Genomic DNA, 19,260 nt, shown 5'->3' with positions numbered 1-19,260 from the left:
GCCCCGCGTCAGTCGGTGACAAGGGCGAGGGTGAAGCCGTCGTGGCCCTTGGCGCCGACGGTCTGCACCGTGGTGGCGGTCAGCCGCGGGTGAGCGGCGATGAGTTCGGTGAAGCGGCGCACGCCCTGGACCCGGGGATCGCTGCTGTTCGGGTCGGTGACAGCGCCGTCGCGGACGACGTTGTCGCCGACGATGACGCTGCCGGGGCGGGTCAGCTTCAGGGCCCACTCCAGGTAGTCGGGGTTGGAGGGCTTGTCCGCGTCGATGAAGACGAGGTCGAACGGACCCACGCCCTCCTCCGCGATCCGGGGCAGCGAGTCGACGGCCTTGCCGACCCGGACGTCGACGACGTGCTCAAGTCCGGCGCGCGCGATGTTGGCAGCGGCCACGGTGGCGTACTCCTCATCGGCCTCCAGGGTCACCAGGCGGCCGCCTTCCGGGAGGGCCCGGGCGAGCCAGATGGTGCTGTAGCCGCCGAGGGTGCCGATCTCCAGGATCGTGCGGGCGTTTCGGAGCCGGGCGATCAGGTGCAGTAACTTGCCCTGATTGGGGGCGACCTGATGCGACGGGAGTCCGGCCGCGTCACTCTCCCTGGCGGCTGCGAGCAGGGGGCCGTCCTCCTGCACGAGGAGCTCGTTGAAGTAGTCGTCGACCGCTGTCCAGAGGGGCAGGGACACAGTGGGATTCCTTCCGACGCTCATTGAGTTCCGAGAGGGAACCTACTAGGGGCTGTCGGTGGGCAGTCAACGGCTTTCTGGTGCGGAACGATGGGTGCGTGGCGCGCGTGGCCGACGACACCCGCGGAATCGCGCAGGCCGCGGCGGTCGCCGGTGCTTTCCGTTCGCCGACGTCAGGCGTTGAGCGCCGTCGCCAGCTGGGCGCGGGAACGGACGTCCAGCTTCTGGTAGATGCGGGTCAGCCGGGCCTCGACCGTCTTCACGCTGAGGTACAGCTTGGCCGCCGCCTCCTGGTTGCTGGCCCCTTGGCCGACCAGGCGCGCGAGGCGCAGCTCCGCCTCGGTGAGCTGGGCGAGGGCGGCGCCGCCACGGGCCGGGGCGGGATCGGCCGCGGCGGGCGGGGCCTCCGTGACGAGGCCCAGCCAGGGGGCGGCCCCTGCCTGTTCGAAGACCGCGGCCGCGGAGCTCAGGGCCTGCTGAGCGGCCGAACGTCTGCGGCGGCGGCGTTCCACGCGGGCGAGCGCGATGAGGGCGCGCCCGTGTTCCAGGGGCAGGCCCGCGTCGGCGAACCGCCCGGCGGTCCGGGTCAGCAGCTCCGCCGCCTCCCCGGGCCGTCCTTGCGCCGCCAGATACAGGGCGTGCGCCCGGTCGCAGCCGAGCAGCACGGTCGTACGGCCGAGGCGCTCCGCGACCGGACGCACCTCGGCGAGCAGGGCCGTGGCCTCCTCCGGGGCGTCGTTCGCGAGCAGCGCCTCGGCGAGCTCCTCGTGCCAGCGCAGCATGGACGGGTCGACGGCCGACTGCGCCTCCTCCCCGGTCCGTACCCGGCGCAGGGTCTCCAGCGCGTTCGCCACGTCTCCCGTGAGCAGTTGGACCCGGCCGAGCGCGTACAGACTGCGGGAGAGGAAGACGCGGTCGCCCTCCTCCTCGGAGGCCTGCGCGCTGCGCCGGGCGTAGCTCGCCGCCCGCGCGAAACTGCCGCCCGCGGTCTCCGCGAGCGCCAGCGCGTACCAGGCGGGCCCGGGGGAGAGGCCGGCCTCCAGCGTCAGGGCGAGCGACCGTCCGGCGTGGTCGAGCGCCACGGCGCACTGGCCCTGCCGGCCGTCTATCTCGGCGAGGGTGCGGTACAGCTCGATCGCGTCCTCGACCGTGCCGCGCCGCTCCACCAGCGGCAACAGGGCGCTGAGCTGGTCGCGGGCGTCGGTGAGCCGGTCGTCGAACAGGGCGTGACGGATCGTCAGGATCTGTGCGGCGTTGCGGATGCCGAGTGGCCGCTCGGCCATCTCCAGGGCGCGGGCCTCGGTCAGCACCCGCTCCGCATCGGGCGAACCGAGCACGCGGTCCATCCGCGCCTGGACGGTCAGCGCCCTGGCTGCCGTCATCCGGTCGCCCACGGAGGCGGCGAGCGCGGCGGACGCGACGGCGGCGGCCCGGGACCGTTTCGGATCGCCGTCGGCCAGCACGTACTTGACCGCCAGCCGCAGCTGTACGGCCGCCCGCAGCGCCGTGTGGCCCTCGGAGTCCTCCATCGCGTGGACGTAGCTCTCGTCGAGGCCGGTCAGCCCCTGCCCGGCGGTGTCCAGCACCGCGAGCCGGGCCCGGACCCGGTCGGCCGGGGAGGCGTCCCGGGCCAGCAGATCGGTGGCGGCGCGCATCGCGAGGTCGGCGCGGGCCGCGCGGGCGGCCTCCTCGGCGGCCTCGACCAGCCGGGCGATGCGCCGGTCGCCGTGCCGGCCGGGGGTGGACTCGGCGGCCAGCAGGGCGAGTTCGGCGGCCAGGGTGCTGTTCCCGCGGCGCCGCGCGGCTTCGGCGGCCGCCGTGACCTCGGCGGCCAGCTCCTCGTCGGGGACGTCCGTGGCCAGCGCGCGGTGGCGGACCTCTTCGACGGGGTCGTCCACGACCCGTGCGAGCGCCACGTGCCCCTCGCTGCGCGCGGTCCAGCACGCGTCGTGCACCAGCGTCGACGGCAGCACACCGGCCGTGAAGGCCACCGTGCCGTCCTCGGTGAGCGAGATCAGCCCCGCCCGCTCGGCGGCGGCGAGCTCCGCCTCCGCGGTGGGGCGGCCCGCACGGCGGATCAGCGACGCGGTCGGCCGCAGCGCCAGCGCGGCCAGCAGCAGCGTTCCGCGTACGTCGGGGGCGACCGCGCCGAGCAGCTGGCGGGCGACGTCCCTGGCGCGGCCCGACAGGGACAGCGCCTCGGCGTGGTGCACGGGGGTCCGCGCGTCGGCGATCGACCGGCCGACGGCGAGCGCGAGCCGCGGGTTGCCGCCGCTGGCCTTGTGGATACGTCCGGCCATCCGGGACGGGAGCCGGTGGTGGATGAGGAGCTCGGCGACCTCGTCGGCGTGCAGCGGCGCCACGTTCAGCACGTCCGCCTCGGACGGCACCCACAGGGGCTCCGGGGCGGCCGGGTCCGGGGTCTCGACCGCGATGACCCGCAGGTTCTCCGGGGCCAGGTGCAGGGCGAAGCGCAGCAGTCCGGCGCTGTCGTCGTCGATGAGCTGCACGCCGTCGACGACGAGCAGAACGGGGCCGCGCGCGGCGACGGCACGCAGGATCCGGGCGAGGCCGAGCCGCAGGGCGATGGGGTCCCATCCGTGTTCCGGTACGGGCGCCTCCCGGCACAGCATGGCGACGGCGGCGCGCTGCGGACCGGGGAGCGCGTCGAGAACGCTGTACGGGGCGGGGCCGCCGGGAGCGTCATCCTGTGCAGCGGGGTCGCCGGGGCTCGGCTGCGGCGTGCCGCGGTCGCGAGGGGCACCGGGGGCACCGGAGTCGCCGGGGTGGGCCTGGCCGCTGTGCGCGGCACCTTCGGGCTCGCCGACGTCGCGCACGGGGGAGTCGTGGGGACCGGCCGCGGTGCGGGCGGGGCCGCCGGGAGCCAACCGTTCGCCCTGCGCGGCGGCCCGGGGCCATGACACCAGGGCCGAGATCGAGGCGACCAGCGCGGCCGCCGCCGCGCCCGGGATGGTGCGGTCGGCGGGGAGGACGGTGAGCCGGAGGACGGTGTCGCCGCGGGACTCGGCCTGGGCGGCGGCGGCGAGGGCGACCTCGGTCTTGCCGATGCCGACGGGGCCGGTGAGCAGGGCGCGGCCTCGGGTGTGCAGGACTCGTTCGAGCCGGCTGATGAGCTCGGCCCGGCCGACCGGCCCAGGGGAGTACGCCGCGGATGTCACGTACCCACCACCACCTTCCGGCGTGCGCGGGCCCCCTGCCCGTTCGAGCAGAGGATACGAAGCCACTCGGCGCGGTCCAGGTACCGCGTCCAGGATACGGACAGGTCTGGACCTGGACCGCCGACGGGGCGCGCCCGTGGCATATGCCATGAACGCGCCCCTGACCAGCGGTAATACCAGCTTGACGGCCGTCTCAGAAGGTGAGACTCCAGGAGTTGATGTAGCCGGTGTCACCCGAGGCCACGTCGCGGACCTGAAGCTTCCACGTTCCGTTGGCGACCTCGCTCGACGCGTCGACCGTGTACGTCGCGAGGACGTTGTCGGCGCTGTCCGAGCCGGAGGACGCCTTGAGGTTGCGTACGGTGCCGTCCGGGGCGATCAGGTCGATGACGAGGTCACCGCGCCAGGTGTGCTTGATGTCCACGTCGACCTTGAGGGCGGCGGGGGCGTTGCCGGTGCGGCCGGTGACGGCGATCGAGGACGAAACGGTGGTGTTGTCCCTGATCGTGACGTCGGTCCCGTTCGTGAACGTCGTCCCCCCCGGGGTGGTGCCGGTGACGGCGTTCACGGTCTTCGCCGCATCGGCGATACCCGCGCCGCAGCCGCCGGAGCAGGTGCCGGGCAGCGGACGGGCGTTGGTCTTGATCGCGGACTCGATCTCGGCCGGGGTCAGCGCGGGCTTGGCGGACTCCAGCAGCGCGGCGAGGCCGGCGATGTGCGGGGCGGCCATCGAAGTGCCCTGGTAGGGCTGGTAGTTCTCGGCCGACTGCACGGTGGCGCCGGAGTTCAGCGTGGAGAGGATGCCGTTCTCGGGCGTGGTGACGGTGCCGGGCGTGTCCGTGCCGCGACGGGTCTCGCCGCCGGGCGCGGCGACATCGACGATGCTGCCGTAGTTCGAGTAGAAGGAACGGTTCCCCTCACGGCTCGACGACGCCACGTTGATGATGTTGGCGCAGTTGGCGGGAGTGAACCCGGACGCGTTGGCGTTGCTGTTGCCCGCCGCGACGACCACGGTCGTGCCGCGCGACACGGCGCCGTTGATGGCGTTCTGGTACACGCTCGGGCAGGTGGAGCTCGCGCCGCCCAGGCTCAGGTTGATGACCTTCGCCGGGGTCGCGTTCGCCGGGACGCCCGGAACGCTGCCGCCGGACGCCCAGGTGATCGCGTCGGCGATGTCCGCGGACGAACCGCCGCACTTGCCGAGCACGCGCACCGGCTGGATCTTCGCACCGTACGCGATGCCGGCGACGCCCTTGCTGTTGTGGGTCGTCGCGGCGATCGTGCCCGCCACGTGCGTGCCGTGCCAGGAGGAGTCACCCGCGGTGGAACCGGGGCCGCACTCGCCGTCGGTGGCGTTCCAGTCGCCCTCGTCCTTGGCGTCGGCGTCGCGGCCGTTGCCGTCGCGGGCGTCGGCGGACGTCGAGATGAAGTCGTAGCCGGAGACGACGTTTCCGGCCAGGTCCGTGTGGGCGGCGTACCCGGTGTCGATGACGGCGACCGTCACACCGCTGCCGGTGGTCTTGTCCCAGGCGCCCGGGACGTTCATCCCGCCGGTGGCCTCGAACAGGTCCCACTGCTTGGTGTACTCGGTGTCGTTCGGGGTGACCGCCATCGCGTAGGCGCGGATGTCGGGCTCGACGGACGCCACCGACGGGTCGGCGCGGAAGGCGGCCATGACCTCGGTGACGTCCTTCTTGGACGCCGCGTCGCCCAGGTCGACCAGGGCGGCGCCGCCGGCGAGCCGGCGCTCGAAGAGGAGGCTCTCGCCCGTCTCGGCGCCCTTGGCCTTGGCGTCGCCCGCGGCGGCCGCGTTGGAACTGGCCTCGGCCGTCTTGGACTTGTAGGTGACGATGACCTTCTCGACCGGCGCGGTGGGCAGCGCGTTCATGGACTGCGCGGCCGGGGCGGGGGTCGGGGAGGGGTTCGCCGGGGCGGCGGCGAGCGCCACGGCGGATGTGGCTGCGACGCCGAGGATCGTGGCGGTCGCGGCCACGACGGATATGAGTCTCCGTCCGGAACCGTTCAAGGTGGTTGATCCCTTTCAACTGATGTGGGGGTCCGGCGGCAGCGCGCGGGAACCGCGGTCGCGATGTGGGGTGTCGCGACCGCGGTTCCCCGGGCCGGGTGTGCCCGTGCGCCGCCCCCGGCTGACGGCCCCTGGTCAAGGGCCGTCACCGGACGAAATCCAGCGTTTACATGCACCTGACAGCTACAGGCCGGAGGCTGGAATTCGCCGGTGCGGCAGACAGTAGGGAACGCGGAGATGAACCCGATACGGGGAAAACCCTTGTCGCCCCCCGCGTCGGGAGGCGAGGGGCGACAAGGGGACGGGCGAGGGGGCCGGCGCGGCCGCGGGTGACCGCGGGTAGTACGCGGAGGAGGAGCTTACCGTCACACGCGTGTGACCCTGCGTGGCGACGTTGCGCCATCGACGGCCCTCACGCCGGGAGGAGTGGGAAAATAGAAGCGAATTCCCAACCCCGACTCAGGGAGGCCGGGATGGATGTCCTGGTGCTCGTCGGACGCATCCTCTTCGCCCTGGTGTTCCTCGTCTCGGCCGTGGGGCACCTCACCCAGCGCGAGGCGATGGGCGGGTACGCCGCGTCCAAGGGCGTCCCCGCACCGGTCCTGGCGACCGTCTTCAGCGGACTGCTGCTCCTGGTGGGAGGGCTCAGCGTGGCGCTCGGAGTCTGGGCGGACGTGGGCGCCCTGCTGCTGGCCGTCTTCTGCTTCCCGACCGCGATCGTCATGCACGACTTCTGGAAGGTGGGCGAACCCCAGACCCGTCAGACGGAACAGGTGATGTTCCTGAAGGACCTGGCGCTGGGCGGAGCCGCGCTCGCCCTGTTCGCGTTCTTCGCGTACGTGGGCGACGACCTCGGCCTGACGATAACCGGCCCGCTCTTCACCATCAGCTGAGCCGCGTCGACCGTGTCGGCTGTGTCGCGTGGGCCGAGCCCGTGGGCTGAACCGCATCGGCCGAGTTGCGTGGGCCGAGCCGCGTCGGCTGCGTCGCGTCGGCCGACACGACACGCGCCGAGCCGTGTCGGCTGTGTCGCGTGGGCCGAGCCCCGCGGGCCGAGCCGCATCGGCCGGTCGTGGCCGAATCGCGTCAGCCGACGCGCGGGTCCCCGGCCTCCAGCAGGACGTCCCCGGCGTCCGTGCGGTAGTACAGCACCGACCGCCCGGCCCGACGCCGCTCGATCAGCCCCGCGTCGTACAGCACCTTGAGGTGGCGTCCCACCGAGCCCAGCCCCTGGCCGGTCAGCGCCACCAGCTGTGTCGTGCTCTTCGGAGTGCCGAGCAGGACGAGGACGCCCGCCCGCGCGGGCCCGAGCAGCCGCCCCAGGGACTCGGGCACCGACGTCCGGTCCGCGTCGGCCAGCGTGCCCGAGCAGGGGAACACCACGGCATAGCGGTGCGGGGCGTCCCAGGAGACCCAGCCGGTGCCCGGGGTGACCGGGACGAACAGCAGCCGCGCCCCCGCCGAGATCTCCCGGGGCGGATGGTCGTAGGTGTTGATCTGGAGCCGGCTGCCGCCCAGCCAGCGCAGCTTTCCCGGCCGGAGGGTCTCCAGCGCCGCCGCCCAGCCGCCCCGGCTCAACTGCTCCGTCCGCGCGAGGACATCGGCCTCGATGATCCGCCGCCGCCGGGGCCAGTACGGCAGCACCGTCTGTCCCCACACCCACTCCAGCAGACCGGCCGCCCGCTCCGGCAGATCGGACCGGTCGCGCAGCGCGGCGGGCAGCGGACCGCCGAGCGCCACCTCCACATCGGCGCGCGCCGCCTCGGCGGGGGTGTCCCGTATCCGCGCCAGCTCGTCATCGAACGCCGGATCGCCCTCGCCCGACGGCGTCGGGGTCAGGAAGTCCGCGTTCCAGCGCGGCGCGAGAGCGGACCGTATGAGCAGCGCCGTCAGCGGATCGGCGGCCAGCCGCGCCCGGTAGGCGGGCAGATGGGCGTCGAGCCACGCGCGCTCACCGGGATGCCCGGCCGCGCCCCGCTCCAGCGCCTTCAGACTGGCGATCGCCTCGGCCAGCGGCGACACCACGAACCGGCTGCCCGCGAGGGTGTCCGCGCCGACCTGCCACCACCCCATGGTTTCGCCTCCCCGCGAAACAGTAACGCCCGCGCGGCATCGCCCCCGAGCCTCTCGCCATGCGCACCTACCGAGAACTGTTCCAGGCGCCGGAGTTCACCCCGCTCTTCCTGAACACCACCGTGCAGATCGCCGCCTCGACCGTGAGCGGGCTGGCCATGGGCAGCCTGATCTACGCCTCCACCGGCTCCCCGCTGCTCTCGGCCCTCGCCATGTTCGGGCCGTCCCTCGCCCAGGTGATCGGCGCGGCGACCCTGCTGTCGGCGGCCGACCGGGTTCCGCCGCGCGCCGCGCTGACCGCAATGGCACTGCTGTTCGGCCTCGGCACCGCCGCCCTGGCCCTCCCCGGCCTGCCGGTCTGGGCGGCCTTCGCGATCCTCCTCGGCCTGGGATCGGTCGCCGCCGTGGGCGGGGGAGTGCGCGGCGGACTCCTGAACGAGATCCTCACGACCGACGGCTATCTGCTCGGCCGCTCCGTCCTCAACATGGCCGTCGGCACCATGCAGATCTGCGGATTCGCGATCGGCGGTGTGCTCGTGACCCAGCTCTCGCCGCGCGGCACCCTGCTCACCGCCGCCGTTCTGTACGGCGCCGCCGCGGCGATCGCCCGGTTCGGCCTCGGCCGGCGGGCGCCGCGCGGCACCGGACGGCCCTCCGTCGCCGAGACCTGGCGGAACAACGCCCTGCTCTGGTCGTCCGGGCCACGGCGCTACGTCTATCTCGCCCTGTGGGTCCCCAACGGCCTGATCGTCGGCTGCGAGGCCCTCTTCATCCCGTACGCGCCGACGCACGCCGGGCTCCTCCTGGCGTTCGCCGCGTTCGGCATGCTGATCGGCGACACGGCGGTCGGGCGGTTCGTCCCGCAGCGGTGGCGGGCGCGGATCGGCGCACCGCTGAGGCTGCTGCTCGCCGTTCCGTACCTGCTCTTCGCCCTGCGGCCGGGGCTGCCGCTGGCCGTGGCGGCCGTGGTGCTCGCCTCGGTGGGATACGCGGCGAGCCTGCTGCTCCAGGAACGGCTGATGGCGCTCACCCCGGACGAGTTGAGCGGGCACGCGCTCGGGCTGCACGGCTCCGGCATGCTCGCGATGCAGGGCGTCGGCGCCGCCCTCGCGGGCGGTCTCGCCCAGTACACGTCGCCCGCGACGGCGATGGCCGTGATGGCGGCGGCGTCCGTCGCGGTCACGCTCGCACTGGCGCCGGGACTGCGTCCGGGGGCCGTCGCCGAGGCTCCCGTCGGCGCACCGGTCCGCTGAGCCGGGCGGCACGTATCGTTCCCGGCGGAGGTCGGCGGAGGTCGGCGGAGGTCGGCGGAGGTCGGCGGAGGTCGGCGGAGGTCGGCGGAGGTCGGCGGAGGTCGGCGGAGGCAGCAGGGGGTCAGGCCGCCCCCGGGCAGTCCGGGAGCTCCGGAAAGCGCAGCGGCTCCCCCGTCTCGACCAGGCTCTTCAGGCTGGACAGCAGCATCGGCCAGCGCGGTTTGACGATCTTGAGGAACTCGCCCTCCGGGTCCAGCCCGCCGTGCACCACGTTCAGATGCGTGACCTCACCCATCGGTTCGAGCTCGAAGGACACGACGGACATCCGGCCCCCGTTCGGATCCGGCTCGTCGGTCTGGTGCCAGTCGTAGACCAGGTGCTGCCCCGGCACCGCCTGCTGGACGCTGCCCTCGCCGTCCGGCGACCGGGTGGTCAGGGGCGAGCCCGCCTGCCAGTCGGTCTCGAACGTCATCCCGAAACGCCAGCGCGGAACCATCGCCGGATCGGTCAGCGCGGTCCACACCTCCCGGGGTGTGGCGCGCAGGTACAGGTCAAAGTCAAGACTCGTCATCGAGGCTCCAGCGGCGGCCGCGTTCGTCGGTGCCTCAGCGTGCCACGGCGAGCCGGGACGTATCCCGTCCCGGCGCGGGACATGCCGAAGTGATCACGCGTCCAGTCGGACGCGCCGGACGGGCCGCGCCCTTCCCCGGGGCGGCGGGCCTCGGGCACGATGGCCGGACGCCCCCCGCCCCGTACCTGACGCGCCAGTCCAGGAGGCACCGCGTGGAGCCGACCGACCACGACAGCTTCGCCGGCTCCGGCACCGCCGCCGGCGTCGCCCGATTCGCCGCTCTCGACGCGCTCCAGCGCGACCCCTACCCGCTGTACGCACGGGCCCGGGAGACCGAAGGGCTCCTGTACGTCCCCGAACTCGCCGCCTGGCTCGTCGCCCGTGACGAGGACGTACGCGAAGTGCTGCTGCGCGCGGACGACTTCTCGTCCGCGCAGGCGCTGCGGCCCGACGCCGTTCCGTCACCCGCCGCACTGGCCGTGCTCTCGCGCGGCTTCGGCCAACGCCCCACCGTCGTCTCCACGGACGGCGCCGCCCACCGGCGGCTGCGCGCCCCGCTCAACCGCGCGCTGTCCGCCGCCCGGATCGCCGCCCTCGTCCCGTACGCCGCCGAGTGCGCCGCGGCCCTCGTCGACGGCTTCGCCGCGGACGGCTCCACCGAGCTGATGGGGGCGTACGCCCGCAAGCTCCCCGGCGCGGTCATCGGGAAGCTGATCGGGCTCGACCCGCAGGACGTCCCGGCCGCCGTGCACGGCAGCCACCGCACCGAAGAGCTGCTGTTCCGCCCGCTGACGGAGGAGGAGCAGGTCGCCGCCGCGCACGACGTCGTCGCGCTGCAGCAGCTCCTCGACCACTACGTACGCGAGCGGCGCGCGGACCCCCGCGACGACCTCGTGTCCGGCCTCGTCGCCGCCCTGGCTCCCGGCACCGGCGAGCTCACGCTCGACCAGCGCCATGAACTCGTGTCCAACCTGCAGAACTTCCTCATCGCCGGGCACCTGACGACGAGCGCCCTCATCGGCACCACCCTGTTCCATCTGCTGAGCCACCGCTCCCAGTGGGAGCTCGTCCGCCGCAAGCCGGAGTTCGTCGCGGCGGCGGTCGAGGAGGCCGTCCGCTACGACACCGCGGTCCAGGGCTTCAGGCGCACCACCACCCGGCCCGTCACCGTCGCCGGCACCGAACTGCCCGCCGGGGCGACCGTCTTCGTCGCGTACGGATCGGCGGGCCGCGACGAGCGGCGCCACGAGCGGGCCGACGAGTTCGACATCACCCGCACGGCCCCGAGCAGGCACGTCTCCTTCGGACACGGACCCCATGGCTGCCCCGGCTCGCTGCTCGCCCGCGAGCAGCTCCGGCTGAGCGTCGAGCTGCTCGGCAGCAGGCTCCCGGAGCTGCGACTCGCCGACGACACGGACGGCGCGCGGACCATCATGCGCCCGACGCTGATCCACCGCTCGCCCGAGGCCCTCCACCTGGTGTGGTGATCCGGCGGGGCATATCCTCCGCCCATGCGCGTCGCCCTCTTCGTCACCTGCGTCAACGACGCCGTCTACCCGTCCACAGGCGTGGCCACCGTCCGCCTCCTGGAACGGCTGGGGGTGGAGGTCGACTTCCCCGCCGGGCAGACCTGCTGCGGACAGCCCCAGTTCAACACCGGCTACCGGCGCGAGGCCGAGCCCCTGGTGCGGCGCACGATCCGGGTCTTCGAGGGCTACGAGTACGTCGTCACCCCCTCCGGCTCGTGCGCCGCGATGGTCCGCCACCACTATCCGCGCCTGGGCGGCGCCCCGGCCGCCTCGCTGGCGTCGCGTACGTACGAACTGACGGAGTTCCTCGTCGACGTCCTTGGCGTCACCGACGTCGGCGCGTACTTTCCGCACAAGGTCACCTATCACCCGTCCTGCCACGGACTGAGGCTCCTCGGACTCGGGGAGCGGCCGCGCAGGCTCCTGGAGGCGGTCAAGGGCCTGGAGCTGCTGGAGCTGCCGGGCGCCGAGGAATGCTGCGGCTTCGGCGGCACCTTCGCCGTCAAGAACGCGGACGTGTCGACCGCCATGGGCCGGGACAAGGTACGCGGCGCGGTGTCGACCGGGGCCGAGGTGCTGTGCGGCGCCGACAACTCCTGCCTGATGCACATCGGCGGCATCCTGCGCCGTGAGGAAGCTCCCCTGCGCGCACTCCACATCGCCGAGATCCTCGGCAGCACCGAAGAGGAGCCCCTCGTATGAGCGGTACGTATCTCGGCATGCCGTCCTTCCCGGCGGCGGCGCGCGAGGCGGTGCACAACCCGACCCTGCGGGCCAATCTGCGGCATGCCACGCACACCATCCGCGACAAGCGGGCCAAGGCCGTGGCCGAACTCGACGACTGGGCGCTGCTGCGCGAGGCCGGAAAGCAGATCAAGGACCGCACGCTCCGTCATCTGGATGCGTATCTGCTGCAGTTGGAGGAGCGCGTCACGGCGGCGGGCGGCACCGTGCACTGGGCGGCCGACGCCGCCGAGGCCAACCGGATCGTCGCGGACCTGGTGAAGGCCACGGGAGAGCGCGAGGTCGTCAAGGTCAAGTCCATGGCCACCCAGGAGATCGGCCTCAACGAGGCCCTGGAGGCCGAGGGCATCGCCGCGTACGAGACCGACCTCGCCGAGCTCATCGTGCAGCTCGGCGAGGACCGGCCCTCCCACATCCTGGTCCCCGCCATCCACCGCAACCGCGGCGAGATCCGCGACATCTTCCGGGACCGGATGGGCGACTGGGGGCGGCCCGCGCCGGACGGGCTCACCGACACACCCGGCGACCTGGCGGAGGCGGCGCGCCTCCACCTCCGCGAGAAGTTCCTGCGGGCGAAAGTCGCCGTCTCCGGCGCCAACTTCATGGTTGCCGAGACCGGCACGCTCGTCGTCTTCGAGTCGGAGGGCAACGGCCGGATGTGCCTGACCCTGCCCGAGACGCTGATCTCCGTCGTCGGCATCGAGAAGGTCCTGCCCACCTGGCGCGACCTGGAGGTCTTCCTCCAGACCCTGCCGCGCTCCTCGACCGCCGAGCGGATGAACCCGTACACGACGATGTGGACGGGCACGACGGAGGACGACGGCCCGCGCGCCTTCCACCTCGTCCTCCTCGACAACGGCCGCACCCGCACCCTCGCCGACGAGACCGGCCGCCAGGCGCTGCGCTGCATCCGCTGCTCGGCCTGTCTGAACGTCTGCCCCGTGTACGAGCGGGCCGGCGGCCACGCCTACGGCTCCGTCTACCCCGGCCCGATCGGCGCGATCCTCACCCCCCAGCTGCGCGGCACGTCGAGCGAGATCGACGCGTCGCTGCCGTACGCCTCGTCGCTGTGCGGGGCCTGCTACGACGTGTGCCCGGTCGCCATCGACATCCCCGAGGTGCTGGTCCACCTCCGGGAGAAGGTCGCCGAGCGGGGCGGCAAGGGCCACCGCCTGGAGAAGGCCGCGATCAGGGCCGCGGGCTGGGTCCTGGACCACCCCGCGGCCCTCGCGGCGGGCGAACGCCTCGTGTCGAGGACCCGCCGGTTCCACCCGGCCGGCCTTCCCGGCGCGGGCGCCTGGACCGAGGGCCGGGACCTGCCCGCGTTCCCGCCGGAGCCCTTCCGCGACTGGTGGAAGAAGCACCACGCCCCCACCGGGTCCGCGCACCGGGACCCCGGGCCCGCGCGACCGGCCGCGGGCGCCGGGCCCGCAAGCGGCGCCACCGGGCCGGTCGTCGGTCCGGATGCCCTCGCGGCCGTCGAGGCGTCCGGCGACGTGCCGGGTGTGGGAGAGGGCGGCTCCGGGGCCGACGGCCTCGGGCACGTCCAGGCGTCCGGCGAGGCCGGCTCCGGGGCGGCCCCCGAGGCCGGTGGGCTCGGGCACGTCGATACGCCTGGTACCGCGAGCGCGACGGGTGCTGACCGGGTCGGTGCGGAGGGCGCCGGGGCCGGAGCCGGGGCAGCGGGAGCCCGGGAGCGGATCCTCGGGCGGGTGCGGGATGCCGTCGCCGGGGCGGCGCCCGTGCCCGAGGTGAGGCGGGACTACCGGGAGACGCACACGGCCGACGACCCGGCCGCGGTGCTCGACCTGCTGCACGAGAACCTCGCCGACTACCGGGCGATCGTGCACCGCACGGACGCCGCCGGGCTGCCGGGCCTGCTGGCGCGGCTGCTGGCCGGGCGCGGGGCGAGGAGCGTGCTCGTGCCGCCCGGTCTCCCGGCCGGCTGGCTGACGGAGGCGGACGTCACCCGGGTGGACGACCGCGCCGAGTCCACCGCCCACGAGCTCGACGCCGTCGACAGCGTGGTCACCGGATGCGCGATCGCCGTCGCCGAGACGGGCACGATCGTGCTGGACGGCGGCGCCGGTCAGGGCCGCCGCCGGATCAGTCTCATCCCGGACCATCACATCTGCGTGGTCCGGGCCCCGGAGCAGGTCGTCGCCTCGGTACCGCAGGCGCTGCCCCGGCTCGACCCGGCCCGCCCGCTCACCTGGATCTCCGGACCGTCCGCCACCAGCGACATCGAGCTCGACCGCGTGGAGGGCGTGCACGGCCCCCGGACGCTGGAGGTCGTCCTCGTCACCGGCTGACGCGCAGCCGCGGCGCCCGCTCCGCCGCGGACACCACCACCGTGTCGTCCCGCCGCAGCTCGTCGGCCAGCTCGTGCGCCCAGCGGGACAGCCCGCCGATGTCGACGGCGTACGGCGGCGCCGCGGCGTACGGAGCGATGGACCGGGCCCCGCGCGCCAGCAGCGCCGCGCCGCCCGTCGGATTGCCGCGGGCGGCGTGTGTCAGCCCCACCGCCAGCTGGGCGAGCCCCCGCCACAGCTCGCGCTCCTCGCGGGGCCCGGACTTCCAGGCGTCCTCCAGCACCTCGTGCGCGTGGAACGGCATCCCCGCGTCCAGCAGCCGCTGGGCCTCCACCAGGGTCTCCTCCGGCGTGCGGACCACGCCCTCCGGCTGCCGGGCCACGCCTTCCTCCCCGTACGGAAGGGGGCGGCCCAGCCCGTCACGGGGGCGCGCGCTGCGGGCCCTGCCCTCGGTGTCACGGTCCCTCGGCGTCCTGTTCACGCCCCGATTGTCACCCGCCCGACAGATGTCGGCAGAACGGTCGCGACGGGCCGCGCCCTTGGGGCGCGGGCCGGAGCGCGCCGCTGCCGAACGCGCCCGGTGGGCCCGCGCGTCCACCCTGCGCGCGGAGTGCGGTAATGTTCTCCTGCGCGCACAGCCGGGGGCCATCCCGACTGGATCGCGCACCGGGACGTGGCGCAGCTTGGTAGCGCACTTGACTGGGGGTCAAGGGGTCGCAGGTTCAAATCCTGTCGTCCCGACTCGAAAGAGTCGTACATCAGGAGCCGTTTTGGAGTGATCCGAAACGGCTCCTTGGTCGTTTTTGGGTACATGTGGGGGCCGGTGCCCCCCGAGGGTTGCCCCGGGCCGCCAAGTCGGCCTGTACTCACCTTGCTTATGGCCGGTTTTCGCCTTGCTTGTCGACGTTCGCCCCTGCCTTTATTTATTGGTTAGGCTAGGCTAACCTTCAGCCGTGCAAGCAGGTGAAGAGACATCCGCGGTCAGACATCCCCGCGGCCATGAACTGTCGGCCACGGGTGTCACCGTGGCGTACGAAGGTGTCGACGTCGTGCACGACGCGTCGTTGGCGCTGCGACCCGGTGAAGTGACCGTCCTGGTGGGCCCGAACGGCTCCGGGAAGTCGACACTTCTGCGTACGCTCTCGCGGCTGCAACAGCCCCGGACCGCCACGCTCGTCATCGACGGCGACACCGACGGGCTCGCGCTGTCCCCCCGTGAGTTCTCGCGCCGTGTGGCCCTGTTGACCCAGGGACGCCCCACGCCCAGCGGGCTGACCGTGCGGGACGTCGTCGAGTTCGGCCGCTACCCGTACCGCAGCCGCTGGGGCAAGGCGGACCCGGGCGGCCGGGCCGCGGTGGACCGGGCGCTCGCCCTGACGGGCGTCGCGGAGTTCGCCGAACGAGGCGCCGAGCACCTGTCCGGGGGACAGCTCCAGCGCGTATGGCTGGCCGGCTGCCTCGCCCAGGAGACGGGCGTGCTGCTCCTCGACGAACCGACGACCTACCTGGACCTGCGGTACCAGGTCGAACTCCTGGACCTCGTCCGCGACCTGGCGGACGACCACGGGATCGCCGTCGGCGTGGTCCTGCACGACCTCGACCAGGCCGCGGCCGTCGCCGACCGGATCGTCCTGCTCCACGCGGGACGGGTCGTCGCCGACGGCCTGCCCGAAGACGTCCTGACCGCACCGCGGCTGACCGACACGTACGGCATCCGCATCGAAGTCGACCCCGACCCCCTCACGGGCCGGCTGCGCACCCGCGCCATAGGCCGGCACCACACCCGAAGCGAAAGGCTCAGCACCACCTCATGAGACGCCTCCTCCTCACCGCGGCCGCCGCCACCGCCGCCCTCACCCTGACCGCCTGCGGCACCACCGAGCCCGCCGCCGACGACAAGACGAAGAAGACCGCCGAGCGCATCAGCCTCACCGACGCCTCCGGCGCGAAGGTCGAGCTCGACGGGCCCGCCAAGAAGGTCGTCGCCACCGAGTGGAACGTGGTCGAGAACCTGGTGTCGCTGGGCGTCGACCCCGTCGGCGTCAGCGACGTCAAGGGTTACAAGACCTGGGACACCGCCGTCCCGCTGAAGAACGAGCCCAAGGACATCGGCACGCGCGGCGAGCCGAGCATGGACACCATCGCGGGCCTGGCGCCGGACCTCATCGTCGCCACCACCGACCTGCCGCCGGCCGCCGTGAAGCAGCTGCGCAAGGTGGCCCCGGTCCTGGAGGTGCGGGCGGCCGACGCCAAGGACCCGATCGGGCAGATGACGAAGAACCTCGACCTGATCGCCCAGGCCACCGGCACCACGGGCGAGGCCGACAAGCTCAAGAAGCAGTTCGACGCGAAGCTCGCCGAGGGCAACAAGGCCCTCGCCGCCGCCGGTCTGGGCGGTACGAAGATTGCCTTCGCCGACGGCTACGTCGTCTCCAACCAGACCTCGATCCGGCCCTTCACCAGCGGCTCGCTCATCGGCGCCGTCAACGAGAAGCTCGGCCTGAAGAACGCCTGGACGGTCAAGGGCGACGAGGCCTACGGCCTGGGCACCACCGACGTCGAGGGCCTCACCAAGATCGGTGACGTGCAGTTCGCCTACATCGGCAACGCGAGCGACAAGAACAGCACGCCGTTCACCGGCGTCCTGGCCAAGGACAAGGTGTGGACCTCGCTGCCGTTCGTGAAGAAGGGCAACGTGCACCGGCTGCCCGACGGCATCTGGATGTTCGGTGGTCCCGGGTCGATGAACAAGTACGTCGACTCCCTCGTCGCCGCGCTGACGAAGTAACACCATGGCCGTCACCGCAACAACTCCCGCCACCCGTCCGTCGGCGGCCACGTCCCGGACGGGCGCGGCCGCGGTGACGGCCGCACTGGTCCTCCTCGTCGGGGTCCTCGCGATCGTCGACATCACCCAGGGCACGGCCGCGGTCGGCGCCGCCGAGGTGTGGAAGGCACTGACCGGCCGGGCCGACCCGGCCGACGCGTCCGTCGTCATCGCCTCCCGGCTGCCGAGGGCGGCCGCCGGGCTCCTCGTCGGCGCCGCACTGGGCATCGCCGGCGCCACCCTGCAAGCGGTCACCCGCAACATCGTCGCCTCGCCCGACACCCTCGCCGTCAACGCGGGTTCCTACCTGGCCCTCGGGCTCGCCGCCGTCACCGGAGTGTCGCTCCCGCTGCTGGCCTCCTCCGGAGTCGCGTTCGCCGGCGGCCTGCTCGCGGCGGGCGTCGTCCTCGGACTGTCCGGCCTCGGCGCGGGCACGGTCCGGCTGGTGCTCGCTGGTAGCGCCCTCACCCTCGGCCTCACCGCCGTCACCGAGGCGCTGCTGCTGCTCTTCCCCCGGCAGACCGCGGGCATCTACCAGTGGAACCAGGGCAGCATCGCCCAGAACGGATTCGACGGCGTGCTGCAGATGGCGCCGGTCGGCCTCGTCTGCCTCGTCGGGCTGCTCCTCGTCGCCCGCCGGGTCGATGCCCTGGCCCTCGGCGACGACGCGGCCCGCGGCCTCGGCGTCCCGGTGCGTGCCACCCGGGTCACGGCGGTGGTGCTCGCGGCGCTGCTCTCCGCCTCAGCCGTCACCCTCGCCGGACCGGTCGGCTTCGTCGGCCTGTGCGCCCCCGCGATCGTCCGCTTCCTCAGCCGCAGGTTCCACGGATTCGCCCGGTCACGGACCGCACTGCCGGTCGCGGCCCTGACCGGTGTCGCGCTGGTCCTCGGCTCCGACGTGCTCCTGCGGGCCGTCGTACCGGCCGATGTGGCCGTCGCCGTACCCACCGGCGTCGTCACCAGCGTGATCGGCGCTGTCTTCGTCATCGTGATGGCCGCCCGGGCCCGGGACACCGGCGCGACCGCCGCCCAGGACCGGCTGCGGATCAAGAGCCGGGCCGTGTTCCTGATCACCACGGTCGTCCTGACGGCCGTGCTGATCGGTGTGACGATCGCCGCCGTGCTCGTGGGCGACACCACGCTGCTGCTGGGCGACGTGGTCAACTGGCTGCAGGGCAACGCGGGCCGGGCCGTCACCTTCGTACTCGACACCCGGGTCCCCCGGGTGCTCGCCGCCCTGTGCGCGGGCGCGGCCCTCGCCCTGGCCGGCACGCTGGTGCAGGCCGTCACCCGCAACCCGCTGGCGGAGCCCGCCTACCTGGGTGTATCCGGCGGCGCCGGGCTGGGTGCCGTACTGCTCGTGACGACGGTGCCGCTGGCCGGGTCGTGGAGTGTGGCGGGCGCCGCCTTCGCGGGTGCCGCGCTCAGTGCCGTGCTCGTCTTCGGGCTCGCGGCGCGAGACGGATTCCAGCAGAACCGGCTCATCCTCGTCGGCTTCGGTGTCGCGTTCGGGGCGTCTGCCCTGATCAGCCTGCTGATCATCCTCACCGACCCGTTCAACGCGACGAAGGCCCTCACCTGGCTGTCGGGTTCCACCTACGGGCGGACCTTCGCCGACGTGGCGCCCCTCGCGGCGGTGCTCGCCGTGGGCGTGCTCATCGCCGTCCTGCGGCGGACCGAGCTCGACCTCGTGTCGCTCGACGAGGACACCCCGAGGCTCCTCGGGCTCGACCTGGGACGGGGGCGCCTGGGCTTCCTCGTACTGTGCGTCCTGCTCACCGGCGCCGCCGTGGCCGCCGCCGGCACGATCGGCTTCGTGGGACTCGTCGCCCCGCACGCCGCCCGTGCCCTGGTGGGCCGTCAGCACGCCCGGGTCGTGCCTGTGGCGGTGCTCCTCGGCGCCGCGCTCGTCTGCACCGCGGACCTGGTGGGCCGCACCGTGATCGCACCGGCCCAGCTCGGCGCCGGCATGATGACCGCCGTGATCGGCACCCCGTACTTCATCCATCTGCTCATCCGCAGCCGCCGGTAGAACGGGAATCCCACGCGCCGCCGTGAACGGCCGGCGA

13 protein-coding genes, 1 tRNA gene and 2 pseudogenes are annotated in these 19,260 nt (G+C 73.4%); 10 read left to right on the top strand and 6 right to left on the bottom strand.

The genetic code is table 11. From position 1 onward, the window contains the following. Positions 1-8: 8 nt before the first annotated feature. The 3 genes from ABT342_RS19870 to ABT342_RS19860 form a co-directional block, all read right to left on the bottom strand. On the bottom strand, positions 9-677 hold the full coding sequence (locus ABT342_RS19870) for an O-methyltransferase (RefSeq protein WP_351575155.1): 669 nt from the start codon (positions 675-677) through the stop codon (positions 9-11). 173 nt (positions 678-850) lie between these two features. After that, complete coding sequence (locus ABT342_RS19865; RefSeq protein ID WP_351575153.1) at positions 851-3,856, bottom strand: helix-turn-helix transcriptional regulator; 3,006 nt, start codon at positions 3,854-3,856, stop codon at positions 851-853. A 193-nt stretch (positions 3,857-4,049) separates the two neighbouring features. Beyond that, positions 4,050-5,849 carry a S8 family peptidase gene (locus tag ABT342_RS19860; protein WP_351575151.1) on the bottom strand — a complete coding sequence of 600 codons (1,800 nt, stop codon included), beginning with the start codon at positions 5,847-5,849 and terminating at the stop codon, positions 4,050-4,052. A 506-nt stretch (positions 5,850-6,355) separates the two neighbouring features. Here ABT342_RS19860 and ABT342_RS19855 point away from each other — a divergent pair. Beyond that, positions 6,356-6,775 carry a DoxX family protein gene (locus ABT342_RS19855; RefSeq protein ID WP_351575149.1) on the top strand — a complete coding sequence of 140 codons (420 nt, stop codon included), beginning with the start codon at positions 6,356-6,358 and terminating at the stop codon, positions 6,773-6,775. Between the two features lie 193 nt (positions 6,776-6,968). On the opposite strand, the gene ABT342_RS19850 is transcribed toward ABT342_RS19855, so the two are convergent. Next, positions 6,969-7,955 carry a helix-turn-helix domain-containing protein gene (locus ABT342_RS19850; RefSeq protein WP_351575146.1) on the bottom strand — a complete coding sequence of 329 codons (987 nt, stop codon included), beginning with the start codon at positions 7,953-7,955 and terminating at the stop codon, positions 6,969-6,971. Between the two features lie 59 nt (positions 7,956-8,014). On the opposite strand from ABT342_RS19850, the gene ABT342_RS19845 reads away from it, so the two are divergent. Beyond that, positions 8,015-9,208, top strand: a complete 1,194-nt coding sequence (locus ABT342_RS19845; RefSeq protein ID WP_351575143.1) for an MFS transporter — start codon at positions 8,015-8,017, stop codon at positions 9,206-9,208. Positions 9,209-9,329: 121 nt separating this feature from the next. On the opposite strand, the gene ABT342_RS19840 is transcribed toward ABT342_RS19845, so the two are convergent. Beyond that, a complete protein-coding gene (locus tag ABT342_RS19840) occupies positions 9,330-9,779 on the bottom strand; it encodes an SRPBCC domain-containing protein (protein ID WP_351575140.1) in 450 nt (149 codons plus the stop codon). Between the two features lie 311 nt (positions 9,780-10,090). Between ABT342_RS19840 and ABT342_RS19835 the strand changes: the two genes are divergently transcribed. The 4 genes and pseudogenes from ABT342_RS19835 to ABT342_RS19820 all read left to right on the top strand — a co-directional run bounded on the left by ABT342_RS19835 (position 10,091) and on the right by ABT342_RS19820 (position 14,364). Further along, on the top strand, positions 10,091-11,266 hold the full coding sequence (locus ABT342_RS19835; protein ID WP_351575276.1) for a cytochrome P450: 1,176 nt from the start codon (positions 10,091-10,093) through the stop codon (positions 11,264-11,266). A gap of 24 nt (positions 11,267-11,290) precedes the next feature. After that, the gene (locus tag ABT342_RS19830; RefSeq protein WP_351575137.1) at positions 11,291-12,010 is read left to right on the top strand and encodes a (Fe-S)-binding protein; all 720 of its coding nucleotides are present in this window, start codon (positions 11,291-11,293) and stop codon (positions 12,008-12,010) included. Then, positions 12,007-13,413, top strand: a pseudogene (locus ABT342_RS19825) (lactate utilization protein B); the annotation flags it as partial. The gene ABT342_RS19830 and the pseudogene ABT342_RS19825, both read left to right, overlap by 4 nt. 135 nt (positions 13,414-13,548) lie before the next feature. Next, positions 13,549-14,364, top strand: a complete 816-nt coding sequence (locus ABT342_RS19820) for a LutC/YkgG family protein (RefSeq protein WP_351575274.1) — start codon at positions 13,549-13,551, stop codon at positions 14,362-14,364. Here ABT342_RS19820 and ABT342_RS19815 read toward each other — a convergent pair. Beyond that, a complete protein-coding gene (locus ABT342_RS19815) occupies positions 14,354-14,845 on the bottom strand; it encodes a DUF309 domain-containing protein (RefSeq protein ID WP_351575135.1) in 492 nt (163 codons plus the stop codon). The two genes, ABT342_RS19820 and ABT342_RS19815, sit on opposite strands and share 11 nt — an antisense overlap. A gap of 186 nt (positions 14,846-15,031) precedes the next feature. Here ABT342_RS19815 and ABT342_RS19810 point away from each other — a divergent pair. From ABT342_RS19810 to ABT342_RS19795, 4 genes and pseudogenes are all read left to right on the top strand, one after another. Next, positions 15,032-15,105: transfer RNA gene (locus tag ABT342_RS19810), tRNA-Pro, on the top strand. Positions 15,106-15,425: 320 nt separating this feature from the next. Further along, a pseudogene (locus ABT342_RS19805) lies at positions 15,426-16,178 on the top strand (ABC transporter ATP-binding protein); the annotation flags it as partial. Next, the gene (locus tag ABT342_RS19800; RefSeq protein ID WP_351575132.1) at positions 16,175-17,152 is read left to right on the top strand and encodes an iron-siderophore ABC transporter substrate-binding protein; all 978 of its coding nucleotides are present in this window, start codon (positions 16,175-16,177) and stop codon (positions 17,150-17,152) included. The pseudogene ABT342_RS19805 and the gene ABT342_RS19800, both read left to right, overlap by 4 nt. 4 nt (positions 17,153-17,156) lie before the next feature. Beyond that, positions 17,157-19,223 (top strand): iron ABC transporter permease, encoded by a 2,067-nt coding sequence (locus tag ABT342_RS19795; RefSeq protein WP_351575129.1) that lies wholly within the window; start codon positions 17,157-17,159, stop codon positions 19,221-19,223. The last annotated feature ends 37 nt before the right edge of the window (positions 19,224-19,260 follow it).

The sequence above is a fragment of the Streptomyces sp. NPDC000410 genome, from assembly GCF_040300305.1.
In the GTDB taxonomy this organism is placed as follows: Bacteria; Actinomycetota; Actinomycetes; order Streptomycetales; family Streptomycetaceae; genus Streptomyces.
This window is presented reverse-complemented; position numbering and strand designations above follow the sequence as displayed.